The following is a 15,191-nucleotide window of genomic DNA, read 5'->3' on the forward strand; positions in this document are numbered from 1 at the left end:
AGGACTTTGCCAATATGCGCGGATTTTTGGATGGATACAATGGTTGGCTGAGGAAACTGGCCGACCGCGTGAACGGCTTGCGCTTGTTTCTGCCTGTTCCGGGGATCGGATGCGGCGTATTGGGACTCGCCCTGCCCAAGGTTTCGGTCAATATGGGCCAATACGCTTCCCGCCTGCTCAAGGCCCTTGAATACAGGGGCTATGATTCCACGGGGGCCGCATTCCAGGGAGAAGATCAGAACATCGTCCTGCTCAAGGATGTGGGAGCGCCAAGCACTCTGGTCAAGACCCTGGGGATCGAGAAACAGAGCGGGAAACTCTTCTGCGGGCAGGTGCGCTGGGCCACTTTCGGCTTTGTGAACAAGGCCAACGCCCAACCCCACGAAGTGAAATGCAAGCGCCATATCTACGGCGCTCATAACGGCAATATCACCAACACCCGCGAGCTCAAGGTTTTCCTTACCAAAGAAGGACACACAGTGCTTTCCGACAACGACGGCGAGATGCTCGTGCACACGGTCGAGCACTATTTCGACGTTGAAATGGACAAGGCCGGCAACCCTCAGGAAACAGAGGAACGCAAAGCCTGTATGCGGCGCGCCATCATCAATACGGCCGATCAGACCATCGGCTCCTACGCGGCCGTGATCGTCGATCCAGCCACCCAGACCATGTGGGCGATCAAAGCCGGGAGCAGCCTCTATTTCGGAGTGGGCGAACTGGACGGGGAACCTTTCGCGCTGGCTTCATCGGACCTCACGGCGGTTTTGCGTTTTACCAAGCTGCTGGTTAATCTGCGGGAAGGTGAATTCATTGAATACGATTCCAGCCACTACCAGATCTTTGCCCAGAAGAATCTGCGGTTCAAGCGTTTGAACCAGCCTCCGGAAATCTATGACAAAGGTGACAGGATCGACACCAAACCGGTGTTTTCCAAGCTGCGGGCCGAGGATGTGGAACTGCTTCCGGAGTTTGAATACTTCATGGAGCAGGAGATCTATGCCCAGGTGGAATCGACCGGCAAACTGATCAAGCTTTTCCAGGGTGGCTCCAATACCGGCAAACGCATGCTTGACCTGATCGAGCAGGAACAGATGCGAGATCTGCTCTGCCAGAAGATGGCCCGGATTCTGGAAACTGAGGATTTTGTCCCCAAACAGGCCCTGTTTGACGCTCTGATCGATTCCGAGGAGTTTTCCCAGTTCTTCATCAATGCCAAAAAGTCGTATCGGGAGATCTTCGACGTTGCCGTCCAGGAAGATTTTGAGAAGAAATATTTCTTCTCGACCGAGAAAAACATCTTCATCGACCTGCTGGGAAAAGAGTTCGACGTCCGCAGGCTTTTGCTGGCCAAAGCTTTCGATTCCCTCTCCGAAGCCCACAGTGTGGAAGATTTTGAGATCAGCGTCCAAGCTTTTCTCTCTCAGGTTAAAAACACCCTGCAGAACAACCGCGTGGCCTATTCCATTGCCTGCGGGACCAGTTTTCACGCCACCAAGATCGGCGCCCTGTTCTTCAACGAGATCGCCGGTGTGGAGATCATTCCCATCCTGCCGGGAGATTTCCGGGGCGAATATTCACACTGCATCAAGGACAACGACCTCATCATCGGTGTTTCCCAATCCGGCGAGACCAAAGACTTGATCGATATCTTCAATGACATTGAAAGCAGCAACGTGAACGTCAGCAAAGTGGTATTGGTCAACAACCTCAATTCCACGCTGGGCCAGGAAAAAGGCGACCTGGCGATCCAGATCCTCTGCGGGCCGGAGATCGCCGTTCCCGCAACCAAGAGCTTCATGAACCAGATCACCCTCTTCTACTATCTGGCCATCCGCACAGCCCGCATGAAGCTTCAGGAACTGGCTGACGGGGAAGATGCGGATCTCGTGCGAAAAAAACTGGAGATCCTGGAGCAGCGTGAGCAAACCCTTGCCAATATTCCTTCACTGATCAGGGAAACTCTGGAAAACAACGCGGACGAGATTGATTCCATCGCCGCCAAGATCTACATGGAGCCTTCGCTGCATATCCTGGCCACCAAGATCAGCGGCGTGGCGATGGAGGGAGCCCTCAAGATCCGCGAAACCGTGCTCAACCACGCTGAAGGACGCGAGGCCTCCGAATTCAAGCACGGGCCGAACACTATCCTGGGCAAGAACACGGTCTTTGGGATCAAGCATGTGCGCAGCTTTGTGCGCGCCTTTGGGAACCAGATCAACCGCATCGATACCGAATCCCAAAATCGCGACATCTCCCGGTGGGAAACCCGGGACATCTATAAAGCCATGGTGGACTACATCTTCACCCGGGTCAGGCCTTTCAACCTTTCTCCCGAAGCCGACCGACTCTTCCGCGAAACGGTTGAGGAGCACGATTTCTTCTCCTCCCTATACAGGAATTATCCCCTCATATATGTGACGGGCCCGGACCAGAGGGACGTGAACCTCACCATATCCCAGATCAACACCCACAAGATCCGCGGCGCCAATACCTATGTGATCGCCGAAGAGGACGACAAGCTGCTGAAGAACGCCAGCGCCAATCCCCGCGAGGGAGAATACTATGGCTGGGGCTATGTGATGCTGCCCAAGACCGGGGACAGCCTGCTCACCTGTTTTTCCGCAACGGTCGCCTTGCAGCTATTGGCCCTGCGGATGAGCATCCGCAAGATGAAGAAGCTGGATAAGCTGAACATGCTCGACCACGGCGTCCATCCCGACGTTCCCAAAAACGTGTCCAAGTCGATAACGGTGGATTAGCCTATGTTGCGCATAGGTTTAGGTTACGATGTCCACCGCCTGGTCCCGGACCGGAAGTTGGTCCTGGGAGGGGTGGAGATCCCCTATGAACGGGGTCTTGAGGGCCATTCAGATGCCGATGTGCTGATTCACAGCGTGATCGACGCCCTGCTCGGAGCGCTCTCATTGGGCGACATTGGCAGCCACTTTCCCGACAACGACCCAGCCTATAAGGATATAGACAGCCGGTTCCTGCTCCGCAGGGCTTTTTCGCTTATTGCGGCCAGGCAATTCAAGCTGAATAACCTGGATTGCACGGTCTGCGCCTCAGCGCCGAAATTGCAGCCCTTCATTGGGCAAATGCGCGCCAATCTGGCCGAAGATCTTAAGTGCCCGGTTGGCCTCATCTCCGTGAAAGCCACCACCGAGGAAGGTTTGGGCGTTTCCGGCAATGGGGAGGGGATCTCCTGCTATTGCGTGGTGCTGGTGGAGCAGACATGAAAGCGCTGGGGATCATAGGCTATCACCACACCGGCAAGACCACCCTGGCCACGCAGCTGATCTCGGCATTGTCCGGCCAGGGATTCAAGGTTGCCTCGATCAAGGACATTCACAATGAAAACTATCACGCGGACAGCGAGGGTTCCAACTCCTGGAAGCATGCCAGGGCCGGAGCAACGCAGGTTTTTGCCCGCGGATTACATGATGCCGCCCTGATCCTGACCCCGGCGCCAGAACTGACAAACATGCTGGCCTTGCTTCAGGCCGATTGGCTGGTCATCGAAGGCTTGAAGAGCGCTGCAGTGCCCAAGATCATTTGCGCGGACACCACTGAGCAGGTGGATGAACTGATCGATGATACAGTCTTTGCCCTTAGTGGCAGGATTTCTGACCAGATGGATTCCTATCGGGGCCTGCCGGTGTTCTGCCTGCAAAGGTCAGCTCCGCAATTGCTTGAGGCTATACTGCAAAAGAGTTTTGCCATCCTGCCCCAGAGCGATCCCGCTTGCTGCAGCGCCTGCGGCAGATCCTGCTGGCAGCTGGCGGCGGACATTGTGCAAGGCAGGGCCACCCGCGATGATTGCGTGCTGGACGGGCAAAACTCCCTTGTTCTGGAAGTGGGCGGAAAACAGGCCACGATCGTCCCCTTTGTCCAAAATCTATTGCGGGACTGTGTCCTGGCCTTTGTGGACAACCTGAAGGGCATTGACTCTCGAGGGGACATCTCCATTCAGATCAAGAGATGACGCATGGACAAGCTTTACACTGAGTTCTTTTCCGGGCATGACCCTGCCCAACTTGAAAAATGGCGCCAGGCGACAGTCGGCATCGCCGGGGCGGGCGGATTGGGTTCAAACGCGGCCCTGGCCCTGACCCGGGCTGGGATCGGGAACCTGATCATCGCTGACCACGACTCGGTTTCCGCCGCGAATCTCAATCGCCAGCAGTTTTTCCTCAATCAGGTGGGATTGCCCAAGGTATCCGCGCTGCAGGACACTCTGCGCCGCATCAGCCCCTATACCAAAGTTTCCGTATATAATGTGCGGATCACCCCGGTCAATCTGGAGAGCGTCTTTGGCAAGGCGGACATCCTGATCGAGGCTTTTGACGATGCCGGTCAAAAGGAGATGCTGATCGAAACCTGGCAGAGCCTGTATCCGGAGCGCTATATAATCGCCGCTTCGGGTCTCGCGGGAGTGGGCAAAAACGAGCTGATCCACACCGAGCGGCTGGGGACTCTATTCATTGTGGGCGATGGAGTCAGCGAACTGCAGGAGGGTGTCAGCCCGGTCTCGGCCCGCGTGGCGGTGGTGGCCAACATGCAGGCAAATCTCTGTCTGGAACTGCTTTTGGGGCAAAAGGACTGACCATGCCCAGCATCAAGGTCAACGGACACGATCTGGAATGGGAGGAGGGCATGACGGTGCGCCGCGTCCTGGCCAAAATGAACTACACTTTTCCCATGCTGGTGATCAAGATCGATGGCCGGCTGGTCAAAAAAGAGGATTGGGAAACGGCTGAAGTCCCTTCCGGAGCGGATGTAAGCGTCTATCACCTGATCAGCGGCGGCTGAACAAACACCCATCCAGATACGCATCGGTTTTCAAGGAACAAGAAAAACCCCGGAGCAGAAACTCCGGGGTTCATTTATTGTCCGGGACCTCTTAGAGGCCCGGGTTATGATCACTTGACGAGCATCATCTTCCGGGTCTGGCTGACAGATGGAGTGCTCAGTTTGTAGAAGTAGATCCCGCTTCCGCAGGCCTGGCCATTGGCATCTCTTCCGTTCCAGTTAAGGTTGTGATAGCCTTCCGTGACGGAATAGCTTCTCACCACCTGGCCGGCGACGTTATAGATGGTCACGGTTCCGGTCTCGCCGGCTTTGAGCGCGACCTCGATGACAGTGTTGGCCCTGAAGGGGTTGGGATAGGCATTCTTCATCGATGTGACATTAGGCAGGACCGGCGGCACGTTGCCTTCCACGATCACGCTGACGGGGCCGTGGAAATCGCTGTTCTGGTAGTCGACCGATTCCAGCCAGTAGTAGTAGGTATTTCCGATCTCGACTTCGGCATCGACCACACTGTAGGTTTGCGTCGTGCTGGTGTTGGTTGCCGGGATCAGAGAATTGCTGATCAGGCTGGAAACGGCTTGGTCGTTACTGGTGCCGCGATACACGCGATAGCCCACCATCTGGCTTTCGGACTGGCTCGTCCAGGAAATCTGGACATAGTTCTGGGCCGTCAGAGTCGCCGTGAAGCTGCTCAGTTCCACGGGTGTGGGAGGTTCCTGGGCTGCGGCGATATAGACATTGTCAATCATCAGGTCGTTATCGCCATTGCTGACAGTCGATTCTCCATAGAAGGCGAGGTATTTGATGCCAGTCACGCCATTGATCGGGATGGTGAAGGTCGCGCCTGTAGCGGGGATTTCATTGAACACCCAGGCAGAGCCGGTGTTGTTCCATTCCCTCAGGATAACGGCATCGGCCATCATGGGATCGTCACTGATGAACACGATGAACCTGTCGTCGTCCTGGGTGCCTGTGGGAGGCGTGGTTTGATTCCAAGCAACCAGGCCAGCGTCAAACACGAGTTCAAAATCGCCTCTGGTGCCGAAATCGATGGGAGGAGTGATCAGCCAGCCGTGGCGCGTGGTTCCGTAGATGTTGATCTTGGCGGCTTTATTGAGGGGATCTGTTACGTTCAACCAGTCATCCTGAAACCATTGGGTTCCGGTGGCTGGGGGATCACCGTAAAAGAAGCTGAGTTGCGTCCAGTCCGGTACAGGCCAAATTGCAAAATCAACTGCATAAGGCGGGTAAACTGTGGCATCGTAGCCAGTTCCCGTGATGGGGACGTCATGAGCCACCTTGGCCAGGTCGTCCGTTACAGTCAAGGTAACTGCGAAATCGCCAATCATTGTGGGAGCAAATTGGACGTCAAAGGTGAAGCTTTCATTAAATCCCAGGGGCGCGGTATAGGTGTTGTTGAGAATGGAGAAGTATCCAGTGTCACCGGCAGTGAGATCAATGGATGTGATTCCCAAAGCTCCTTGCCCCGTATTTGTCACAGTGAATGTTTGAGAAGCGGTTGATCCCACAAACACAATGCCAAAATCCTTGCTGGTGGGCGTGATGCTGAATTCTGGATCAGTTGGCAGAGGCACCGCGCTCAAGTTCAGGCTGAACTGGAAGGACTGCGGAGAGGGCCAGGTGGAAAGGATCACGAAATATGATCCCGCGGCAAGATCGACGGGGGTCATCGTCAAACTTGTGCTTGAGGTTGTAGCGCTTCTGAGCACAGGGGCGGGAGTGTCAGGATCGGGGCAGCTATCCAGGATAAACATACCGATCCAGCTTCCGGTTAGGGCGGTGAGGTCTCCGCTCAAGGTGCTGGCTTCGGTCAGAGTGAACTGCAGCACCATATCATCTCCATTTAGGTATGAGGAGCTTGGTGTGATCCAAGTGCTGCTGTAGTCATCGCCATAAAGAGCTGTGTCATCCACAAAGTCAACCAGGGGCAGAGTTATCGGATAAGGATTGCCACAGGTAGATCCGGGTGGACGGACATAGCCTTCGCCAGTCAGGTCAACAGTTGCTGTACCCAGGTTATGTACGATTGTGACCGTGCCCAAATGGGTTCCAACTATTGTTGGGGCAAATTCGACAGTGAAACTTGTGGATTCGTATTCCGCCAAATTCATGTCAGTTGGCGGGATGGTTATGCTGTAATAATCCCCAGCTATGGTCACACTGGTAAGGTCGAGGCTGCCACCGCCGTTGTTGGTGATGGTGAATTCCTTGGTGGCTGCCAGGCCCAATTCAACCTGCCCGAAATCCCAACTGAGGGGCGCAATGCTGAAGATCGGATCAGTCGAAGGAGTGATGAAGGCGATATTGGCGCGATTATATGTCAGGGTGCCGGCAGTGACGGGGAAAGTGACGTCTGCGTATTTGTATACGGCCTTGTAGACTGGGGTTGTCGATGTGTAGCGGAAGTTAGGTCCGCTGGCCCAGACGCCGTCCCAGTTTTCCCAAAGGATCTCGACTCCGTCGGTGCCGTTCCAATTGAACGCGCTGCTGAATATGACATTATGCCATCCTTCACCGTTCCAGGTATAGTCACCTTGAAATACCTGCCCAAACGCAGTGTTGTCGGGGTAGGTGTTGTCTGTTGAGGCATACTCCACGGCAGTTGTGTGGCGCATGTAGACGCGTTGGTCCACACTGACGTAGTTGACAGGAGTGTTGCCGACGTAATAGCCGATGCCGTTGATATCCCCGGCAGTCATGCCAGCCGCGGCCATTTCAGCGGCGGTGTAGATAACCTTGCTCCAGCTGTAATCATAATACCCGTAGAAGGGGATGTAACTTTGGGTCGAAGTGCCGTCCCCAATAATGAATGTGGCCGCCTGGGCGGTGAAACTCATTCCCAGCATCATGGCCAGGAACACGATAAACAGAACTGTCCTTTTCATAAGTATCTCCTTATGTTGATTTTGCTTGTTTTGATTGCGGTATTGAACCTTGAGGTTGACTGCTTTTGGCAGTTCCATCATAGAACGACGTTTGTAAAAACCAAAAAAGTTCCGGATGCCGGGCATCCAATCGGGCCATAAACATATACAAATCCTTGTCTAATATCTTCAATGCGCATAATGAAAGCGCATTAAACCTCTGTCTATCCTAAATAAAATCTTCTGCAATATTCTGTCAAGCAGAATCTTACAATTTTGGGCCTGATCTTGGCGAAATAAATCCACACACAGCACAACATCCATATATCACAGCCTTTTAGCCCATCTCGCCCTCTTCCTCTCTTCTCATCCCGATTGGATGCTCAGCGTACACATCCCGAACAACATTGGGGATGTGTTGGGCGAATGTAGCCTGGGAATGAGATGTGATCCTGGGGCCGGATAGGGCGGGAACGGCGAATGAGAAAGAATTTCAGAGAACCGGCTTGGTTTTGCGGACAATGTACTTTACCAGTCTGACGTATCCGCCTGGAACAATGCGCATAGGGAAGCGGGTGATAAGAAGAACCCCCGGAATCTTGGTTCCGGGGGCCAAAGGAGCTGGGTAAAGATACTGGAAAATCAGGTACTGAGCCTGTTCAAGGCTGATGACTCATTCGGTGTAATGATCGCCGAACCAGACCTCGATCCGCTCGAGGATGTTGTCGATGTCCTTGGCGGAAAACTCCGAGGCGAGCAGATCACGTGCGCTGACGGCATCCTCTTCACCTTTCGCGGCAGCCAGGGAAAGCCAGAAGAAGGCTTCATAGGCGTTTTCCGGAACGCCGTCGCCAAAGGCGTAGCTAAGCCCGATCTCGTATTGGGCGGTGGAGTGGCCTTGGTCGGCGGCCCGCAGGAACCACTTTGCGGCTTCGGCGTGGTTTTTGGCAAGGTTGGCGCCAGTGTAATACTCTTTGCCCAGGGCATACTGGGCTTCGGCGAAATTCAGGTTGGCAGAGGAAAGCAGCCATTTTTCGGCTTCAGTGGCGTTTTTGGCGGTTCCCTCTCCGTTCAGATGGGCCAGGCCGAGGCTGTAGTGGGCTGCGGGATGGTTCTTTTCGGCGGCTGAAAGATACCAGCTCAGGGCTTCGGATTTGTTTTGGTTCATACCCTCGCCGCTGGCGTAGGCGAGCCCGAGATTGTATTGGGAGTGGGCGTCACCCAGTTCCGCCCCGCGGCGGTACCAGCGCACAGCCTCTTTTGGGTCCGGAGCGGTCCCTTCGCCATATTTATAGCAATAGGCCAGGTCGTTTATGGCCTCGATCTCATTCTGGGCTGCAGCCAGGCGGAACCATTTTATGGCCTCAAATTTGTCTTGATCCACTCCACCGCCGTTACAATAGAGCCTGCCCAGAAAATATTGGGCCCGGGCATGGCCCTGGTCAGCGGCCATTTCATACCACTTCAGGGCTTCCTTTTTGTTTTTGACTATGCCCTCGCCGGTTTCATAACACATTCCCAGGCTGAATTGGGCGGCGGCAAGACCCTTGTTAGCGGCCTGGCGGTACCATTTGACGGCTTCTTTCTTGTCCTGCGCCACGCCCTCGCCATTGAAATAGCAATAGCCCAGGTTGTTCTGGGCACCGGGATGGCCTTGCTCGGCTGCGAGGCCGTACCATTGATAGGCTATCATCATATCCTGTTGAACTCCCAGCCCGTCCTGATAGCAGATCCCCAGTTGGAACTGCGCTTCCGCCCCACCTTTCTGGGCCGCTGAGAGCAGCTCGTTGGTGAAAGTGAGCTGTCCATATATTACGGCTGCCAAAGCCAGCCAAAGCAAAATAAATATTAGCTTGCGCATCTCACACCTCCTATAAAGGTAAGGACATAAATATCCTGCCGCGCTTATTTCGTCAAGCTAAATTTGCGGAGCAGGACCTGGGCGGCTTTTTCCGCGACCTCCATAAAGTCCAGGGCCTCGTCTGGATCCAGGCCGGTGCTGACGATCCCGTGGCCCTGCCAGACCAGAACCTTGCGGGAGCCGATAGCCCGTAGGCTGCATTCGGCTAATTCTTTTGAGCCGGGTGGGGATGTCGGGGTTGTGGCCACTCCCTGAGGCAAATACAGGTGAAGTTCCGGCAGGGCATCATCCAGCGCCTGATTGAGCAGGCCCTCGTTTTGATAGAGTTCCAAACCGCCAAGCACGATCACGCTGGCGGGATGGGAATGCAGGACGACCCTGTCGTCCCGGTTCTCTGAGAGGAAATGCTGCTGCAGAGAGAGGTGGCAGAGCCATTCGGATGTGGGTTTTCCCCCTTGGGGATGGATGTGTTCCAGGCCGTTTTGGATCGAGATCAAGACCAGGTTGCAAAGCGGATCGACGGCCAAATCGCGATAACGGCTGCCCGTGCGGGAAACGATGAACCACTGTGCGGTGTCGCCAATGATTGAGTTCAGTTCAGGGCTGACGTTGACGGAGATGTTGCCAGCGTTGGCTTCGCACCAGCCGCGCAGATTGATCTGCGCCGCGACCGCCCTGATCCTGCCCATCAATTCTTGTAGCCAAGCGGAATTTGCAACCAGATCGCCAAGATCTAAAGAGTCTCTAATCCTTATCTCCATTTGTATTGCGTTCGCGGCAGATCTTTTCCACGGCGCGGAAATTGACTTTGCCGCTGGCCATCATCGGGATGTCCTCGATCACGTAGAACTGGCGCGGCACGGCAATGGACGGCAATTCCTTCTTGAGTTGTTTGAGCACCTTGTGCATGTCGAAATTGCCATTGGCGACCGCGGCCACGACATCCGCGCCCTTGGTTGGATTGGGAACGTCGACCACGCAGCAGATCACATCCTCGGGCAGCAGGCGGCTGAGCACTTCCTCCACCCTGACCAGGGAAACCATTTCCCCGCCCACTTTCACGAAACGTTTGAGCCTGCCCTTATGCCAAAGATAGCCGTCGTCATCGATCAGGCCGATATCGCCGGTGTCGTACCAGCCATTGTGGATGCGGAGTGAGGTCTCTTCAATATCGCCCAGGTATCCTTCCATGACCATGTCGCCTTTGACGAGGACCTTTCCTTCCTGATTGGGTCCCAGAACCTTATCGGTATTGATGTCCTGGATGCGGACCTGGACTCCGGGCAGGGGTGGGCCGACGCTGCCGAGTTTGTGTACCCCAGGATAGGTCGTGGATATGACCGGCGAGGTCTCGGTCGTGCCGTAGCCCTCAAACACCGTGATCCCGTGTTTCCTGATGAATCCCTCATATACCTTGTTGGGAAGCTTGTCCGCTCCGGCTATGGCTAAACGGATGCTGGCGAAATCTCCCGGTTCGGATTTTTGCAAGTAACCGTAGAAAAATGAGGGCGTGGCTGTCATGAAAGTCACCTTGTATTGGCGCACCAATTCGCTGATCGTTTTATACTCAAGCGGGTTGGGGTGCGTGACCATGGTCGAGCCCAATAGCAGGGGGAGCCAGAAATTGGTGGTGAGGCCAAAGACGTGGAACAGGGGCAGCATGGCCATGAAAACGTCGGTGTGGTCCAGCCTGACCAATTGGGGCACGGCATCCACGTTGTGCAGGATGTTGCGGTGGGAAAGCTGCACGGCCTTGGGCTCCTTTTCGCTGCCGCTGGTGAAGAGGATCACGCTGATCTCGTTTTCGCTGCCGCTGTGGACCATTCCTTTGAGGACGGCAAAGGGAAGCTTGGAGATCGCGGCGGCCTTGAGTTTGGCCACAATGGTGACCTTGGCGAGGATATCCTCGACAAAGATCATGTGGTCAATTGCCGGGAGATTCAGCTTATCGAGCAGTTTCTTGCTGGTGATGATCGTCTTGAATCCGCATTTTTCCCTGGCGTAGCGGCAGTTTTCGATCGCGCCCGTGGAATAGTTGATCATCACGGGGATCTTGCCGTTCATCAGGCTCCCGATGATGCCCAGCATGCATCCGGTCGAGGTGGGAAGAAGGATTCCCACGTATTTTCCCTTGATCTTGCCAATGTGTTCTTTGAGGATCAGCGAGGCGATCAGCAATCTGCCATAGGTGTAGTCTTTGTCGGTGGCTTTGTCATGGACCGCGATATGTCCCGGCCTTTTCTTTGCCACCTGCATGAAGCGCTGATGCAATTGTAACATAACAAACTCCTTTGAGGTTTATCGGATGATATGCAGCCAATCCCGCAACAAGAAATCCAACCTTCCGATGAGCAGGGATATACGGGCCATGACGGTGTAGCCGAAGGAAGCGCCGAAGCTGACCATCAAAAACCAGATTCCGATCTTGGAGGGAACGGCAAAGACGCCTTCTTTCTTCCTGCTGAAATAGAAGAAATAAACCCCGCAAAGGGTCCCGATGATCAGCAGGATGGTACCCACGACATCCACCGCGGAAGTGAATTTGAAGGGATTGATCATGGTGGCGGCGATCTGGCTGAGGAAATCGGCCTTGAAACTCAGCAGCATATAGATCGCGGCCGTCGTTCCCACCATGATGGCGATCGGATAGCGGCTTACCCATTGCAGGGAGGGGATCATGCGCAACAGCATCATCAGGCCGAGGGCAAAGGGTATGAGCAGCAGCCAGTTGTTGGCAAAATCGGTGAGCAGCAGGTTGAACAGGTTGGGCACCAGGATATTGTAGATCGTGTAGATCAGCCAATAACCCGCGGAGAGGCCGACGAAGATCTGCTCTGACAGTTTGTAGAAAGGATTGTCCTTATACAGGAAACTGAAGATGCTGAGGGTGAAGAAAGCACCCAGCCAGATACCGAGGACCGTCATCAGGTCAGCCATTTTTCACCTCCCCTTGCTTGGCGTCGGCTTTTCTTTTGCGCCAGGCCTTGACATTGCCGATGGCGATGAGGATCAGGATCAGGATGTGGGCCACTGACTGGGGATTCATGTTCAGGCTGGCAGAGCCTTCATAGCCCAGCAGCAGTTCATACTCGGCCGCGGCCTTCATTCCTCCCATCAATCCGTAGAGTTGGTTTTGGTCATTCACGTAGGGCAGGAAACCCGGAGCGCTGACGGCTGTGGTGCCGCCGGCCACGGGAACGTCGTACTTGCCCTTGGCCGTCATGATCCAGTCTCTGAGGCCGGGGTCCCCGGCGGAGAGGGAAACCACGTATTTGATGTCCCGCAGGGATTTGACCGGCCTGAGGAGTTCGATGTCCTCATAGTCCAGGCCGGAGGTGTCTTTGGGAAAAACAGTCTTGAAATTACGGCCCATGCCCTGGATCACGACCATCCCGCCGACCTTGTAGCCGAGGTTAACGTAATCCAGCCCATAGACCTTCTCATTGTTGAATTTCTTCTGCACTTCAGCAAAGGCCAGGTCCGCCATTTTTGAGCCCTGGGGCCACATTGCCGTGGCGATCACCCTGTGCTCCTTTTTCCAGGCATGCTCGATCACGGCCAGGGCCATGGGCTGCAGTTCCGTAACTGTGGAGGGGTCATAATCGAAGGAAATGATCACCACCGACTTGGGGGGTGTGTTTTCCACCAGGTCGTAGGCTTTTTTGGTGAGGGGGGTTCCATAGGTTTTCATGCCAAGGGGAAAAATCAGCGGCAAGGCCACAGCTATGACCAGCACCAGGAAGACGATCCGGCGTTCGATCTGGGTTCTGTCCAGCTTGCTCATTTGCCACCTCCCAGGTAGGACCTTTCGATTCCCAGGATGATCCTCAAGGAAGCTCCGACAATGCCCAGCGAGGCACTGATCAGGATCGCCCTCTGGGCCGCGGTATTGGGATACTGCATGATGAAATCCGTAATCTCGGGCAGGCGCAGGAAGCTCCAACTCTGGGGTATCCAACTAGTGAGCAGGGTGGCGAAGCTTGTTCTGCCCAGCATGACGATCACGGCTGTGATCATCAGCAGATTGGATTCGAAGCTGCGGATGATGAAGGCCCTGTAAGCCGCGGAGGCGATATAGAAAGCCAGCAGGGCAAACATGGTCGCGGACAGGGGCATGTAGGCGTATTCAAAAACGTAATCGAAGGGTTTGATACCCAGATTGCGGACCACGGCCTCTCCATGGCCAAATATTCCAGGCGTGTGCTCCATTCCCCACAGCAAACCGAAGGCCACCATCAGGCCGAAACTGATCAGGCCGGCGAGGTGATATTGCCAATTGGGGCTGCGGCGCGCCACACGGGTGACGTTTGCCTGGATCAGGCTGCTTTGGCCAAGCAGGATGGCGAAGCTGGAGATGATCATGAACCAATTGGTGAGAGTTTCTTCCAGCATGGCAAACGGATAATGGGGAATGAAGCCGGCCACGAGGATCAGCATGCCGGAGATGAAAGCCAGGATCAGGGGTACATTCTTTTTCATTATCCGTTTCCTCCCGCCAGAAATTCTTTAAACCAGCCCCAGCCGGCGATCTCCATCACGATGCCCACCAAGACCAGAACGATGACCATCAGCTTGCCGAAGTCGTGGCCTTTGAGGCTTCCAAGCTGTTGCGGATCGCGCGAAAGGTAAGCCGAGGCTGCATACAGCTCCTCGCCGATCAGGGTGTAATCGCAGGAAACCACGAAAAAGGGGATCTGGTGGGGCTGCCCGGTTCCCGCGGTCTGGATCGCGCCTGTGCCGAAACCCGTTTCCGTCAGGATCAGGGATTCAGCCCAGAAGGCACCCAGGAAGAAATTGGCCGCCGGCTGCTCCCGCAGCATGATTCCGTCCACACCGGCGACAAATCCGAATTGGTCGTCGGTGACGTAAAAGATGTTTTCCTCGCGATAGGCGTCGGGCCGGCCGGCTTTCATGAAGGCTTCCTTGACCGTTTCCCGGGCAGCGGAGAGCACCATGGAAAAGCGGCAGGGCACGAGAAGTTCCGCTCCGTATTCCGCTGATTTGACGGCCAGGTGGTTCAAAATGTTCAGCGCCGCGATGGTCTGAATGTCGCCCAGATCGCTGATGCCGGGAACAAAGAGGATCGGCTTGCCCTTTTCCGTGGCCCGGCCGACCGCCTCATCCATGCTGTCCAAACCACCGATGCGCCTTATGAATAGCTCTTTACCGCGCCTTGCAGAGAAAATATAGTAGAGAATGGCCGCGCAGATGAGCGTCAGCAGGATGAGCATGGATAGCTTTTCCATGGCGAACCATTGCTGGCGGGTGACAGTTTCGGCCAGGAAACTCACGCTGTCGGCCCGGTCCCGGCTATAGGCCACCAACCTGTATTTATAGGCTGTGTCGGGACTGAGGCTGGAATCCTTGTATTGGCCGACAACGGCAAATTCGTTCGACTGCAGGCTGAGGTCAAACTCGTTGTAGAACTCCTGGTAGACTCCCAGGGAATCCGCTTTCTGCAGGCTGAGGGAATCACGCTGGCCGCCCAGGTCCCACTTGAGCAGGACAGCCGTGCCGTCATCCCAGGGATGGTCTTCTGCAGAGAACTTCTCAGCCTGCGCTTCCTGCCCGCCCAAGGAGAGCGATAGGAGGGAGAGCAAAATGGCAAGAAAAAAAATCTTCATGTATAC

Annotated in this window: 13 protein-coding genes; 5 read left to right on the forward strand and 8 right to left on the reverse strand. The window is 55.0% G+C overall.

The window, feature by feature from the left end; genetic code table 11:
• Nucleotides 1-14: 14 nt before the first annotated feature.
• From K0B87_01370 to thiS, 5 genes are read left to right on the forward strand one after another with little or no spacing between them, the layout of a single operon-like run.
• Complete coding sequence (locus K0B87_01370) at nt 15-2,762, forward strand: SIS domain-containing protein (GenBank protein ID MBW6513389.1); 2,748 nt, start codon at nt 15-17, stop codon at nt 2,760-2,762.
• A 6-nt stretch (nt 2,763-2,768) separates the two neighbouring features.
• A complete protein-coding gene (ispF, locus tag K0B87_01375; protein ID MBW6513390.1) occupies nt 2,769-3,242 on the forward strand; it encodes a 2-C-methyl-D-erythritol 2,4-cyclodiphosphate synthase in 474 nt (157 codons plus the stop codon).
• Entirely contained in the window at nt 3,239-3,988 is a 750-nt protein-coding gene (locus K0B87_01380) for a molybdopterin-guanine dinucleotide biosynthesis protein MobB (protein MBW6513391.1), read from the forward strand. The genes ispF and K0B87_01380 overlap by 4 nt, the downstream gene beginning before the upstream one ends.
• A 3-nt stretch (nt 3,989-3,991) precedes the next feature.
• Nucleotides 3,992-4,609, forward strand: coding sequence for a sulfur carrier protein ThiS adenylyltransferase ThiF (gene thiF, locus K0B87_01385; protein ID MBW6513392.1), 618 nt, complete (start codon nt 3,992-3,994; stop codon nt 4,607-4,609).
• A gap of 2 nt (nt 4,610-4,611) precedes the next feature.
• Nucleotides 4,612-4,815, forward strand: a complete 204-nt coding sequence (gene thiS / locus K0B87_01390; protein ID MBW6513393.1) for a sulfur carrier protein ThiS — start codon at nt 4,612-4,614, stop codon at nt 4,813-4,815.
• A gap of 110 nt (nt 4,816-4,925) precedes the next feature.
• Here the strand turns inward: thiS and K0B87_01395 are convergent, their stop codons facing one another.
• The 8 genes from K0B87_01395 to K0B87_01430 all read right to left on the reverse strand — a co-directional run bounded on the left by K0B87_01395 (nt 4,926) and on the right by K0B87_01430 (nt 15,185).
• Nucleotides 4,926-7,721, reverse strand: a complete 2,796-nt coding sequence (locus tag K0B87_01395; protein MBW6513394.1) for a choice-of-anchor D domain-containing protein — start codon at nt 7,719-7,721, stop codon at nt 4,926-4,928.
• Nucleotides 7,722-8,373: 652 nt separating this feature from the next.
• Nucleotides 8,374-9,561 carry a sel1 repeat family protein gene (locus K0B87_01400; GenBank protein MBW6513395.1) on the reverse strand — a complete coding sequence of 396 codons (1,188 nt, stop codon included), beginning with the start codon at nt 9,559-9,561 and terminating at the stop codon, nt 8,374-8,376.
• Between the two features lie 44 nt (nt 9,562-9,605).
• Complete coding sequence (locus K0B87_01405) at nt 9,606-10,250, reverse strand: class II aldolase/adducin family protein (protein ID MBW6513396.1); 645 nt, start codon at nt 10,248-10,250, stop codon at nt 9,606-9,608.
• 55 nt (nt 10,251-10,305) lie between these two features.
• Nucleotides 10,306-11,841, reverse strand: a complete 1,536-nt coding sequence (locus K0B87_01410) for an AMP-binding protein (GenBank protein ID MBW6513397.1) — start codon at nt 11,839-11,841, stop codon at nt 10,306-10,308.
• An 18-nt stretch (nt 11,842-11,859) separates the two neighbouring features.
• Complete coding sequence (locus tag K0B87_01415; GenBank protein MBW6513398.1) at nt 11,860-12,498, reverse strand: hypothetical protein; 639 nt, start codon at nt 12,496-12,498, stop codon at nt 11,860-11,862.
• Nucleotides 12,491-13,345 (reverse strand): hypothetical protein, encoded by an 855-nt coding sequence (locus K0B87_01420; protein MBW6513399.1) that lies wholly within the window; start codon nt 13,343-13,345, stop codon nt 12,491-12,493. Before K0B87_01420 ends, K0B87_01415 begins: the two co-directional genes overlap by 8 nt.
• Complete coding sequence (locus K0B87_01425) at nt 13,342-14,040, reverse strand: hypothetical protein (GenBank protein ID MBW6513400.1); 699 nt, start codon at nt 14,038-14,040, stop codon at nt 13,342-13,344. The genes K0B87_01420 and K0B87_01425 overlap by 4 nt, the downstream gene beginning before the upstream one ends.
• Nucleotides 14,040-15,185 carry a hypothetical protein gene (locus tag K0B87_01430; protein ID MBW6513401.1) on the reverse strand — a complete coding sequence of 382 codons (1,146 nt, stop codon included), beginning with the start codon at nt 15,183-15,185 and terminating at the stop codon, nt 14,040-14,042. The genes K0B87_01425 and K0B87_01430 overlap by 1 nt, the downstream gene beginning before the upstream one ends.
• Nucleotides 15,186-15,191: the final 6 nt, after the last annotated feature.

This window comes from Candidatus Syntrophosphaera sp. (genome assembly GCA_019429425.1).
Taxonomy (GTDB): Bacteria; Cloacimonadota; Cloacimonadia; order Cloacimonadales; family Cloacimonadaceae; genus Syntrophosphaera.

What these genes read in the sequence shown, in the direction of transcription:
- thiS (MBW6513393.1), top strand. Translation starts at nt 4,612, where the DNA reads ATGCCCAGCATCAAGGTCAACGGACACGATCTGGAATGGGAGGAGGGC.
- K0B87_01405 (MBW6513396.1), bottom strand. Translation starts at nt 10,250, where the DNA reads ATGGGCAGGATCAGGGCGGTCGCGGCGCAGATCAATCTGCGCGGCTGG.
- K0B87_01370 (MBW6513389.1), top strand. Translation starts at nt 15, where the DNA reads ATGCGCGGATTTTTGGATGGATACAATGGTTGGCTGAGGAAACTGGCC.
- K0B87_01395 (MBW6513394.1), bottom strand. Translation starts at nt 7,721, where the DNA reads ATGAAAAGGACAGTTCTGTTTATCGTGTTCCTGGCCATGATGCTGGGA.
- K0B87_01380 (MBW6513391.1), top strand. Translation starts at nt 3,239, where the DNA reads ATGAAAGCGCTGGGGATCATAGGCTATCACCACACCGGCAAGACCACC.
- K0B87_01430 (MBW6513401.1), bottom strand. Translation starts at nt 15,185, where the DNA reads ATGAAGATTTTTTTTCTTGCCATTTTGCTCTCCCTCCTATCGCTCTCC.
- K0B87_01420 (MBW6513399.1), bottom strand. Translation starts at nt 13,345, where the DNA reads ATGAGCAAGCTGGACAGAACCCAGATCGAACGCCGGATCGTCTTCCTG.
- K0B87_01400 (MBW6513395.1), bottom strand. Translation starts at nt 9,561, where the DNA reads ATGCGCAAGCTAATATTTATTTTGCTTTGGCTGGCTTTGGCAGCCGTA.
- K0B87_01425 (MBW6513400.1), bottom strand. Translation starts at nt 14,040, where the DNA reads ATGAAAAAGAATGTACCCCTGATCCTGGCTTTCATCTCCGGCATGCTG.
- thiF (MBW6513392.1), top strand. Translation starts at nt 3,992, where the DNA reads ATGGACAAGCTTTACACTGAGTTCTTTTCCGGGCATGACCCTGCCCAA.
- K0B87_01410 (MBW6513397.1), bottom strand. Translation starts at nt 11,841, where the DNA reads ATGTTACAATTGCATCAGCGCTTCATGCAGGTGGCAAAGAAAAGGCCG.
- K0B87_01415 (MBW6513398.1), bottom strand. Translation starts at nt 12,498, where the DNA reads ATGGCTGACCTGATGACGGTCCTCGGTATCTGGCTGGGTGCTTTCTTC.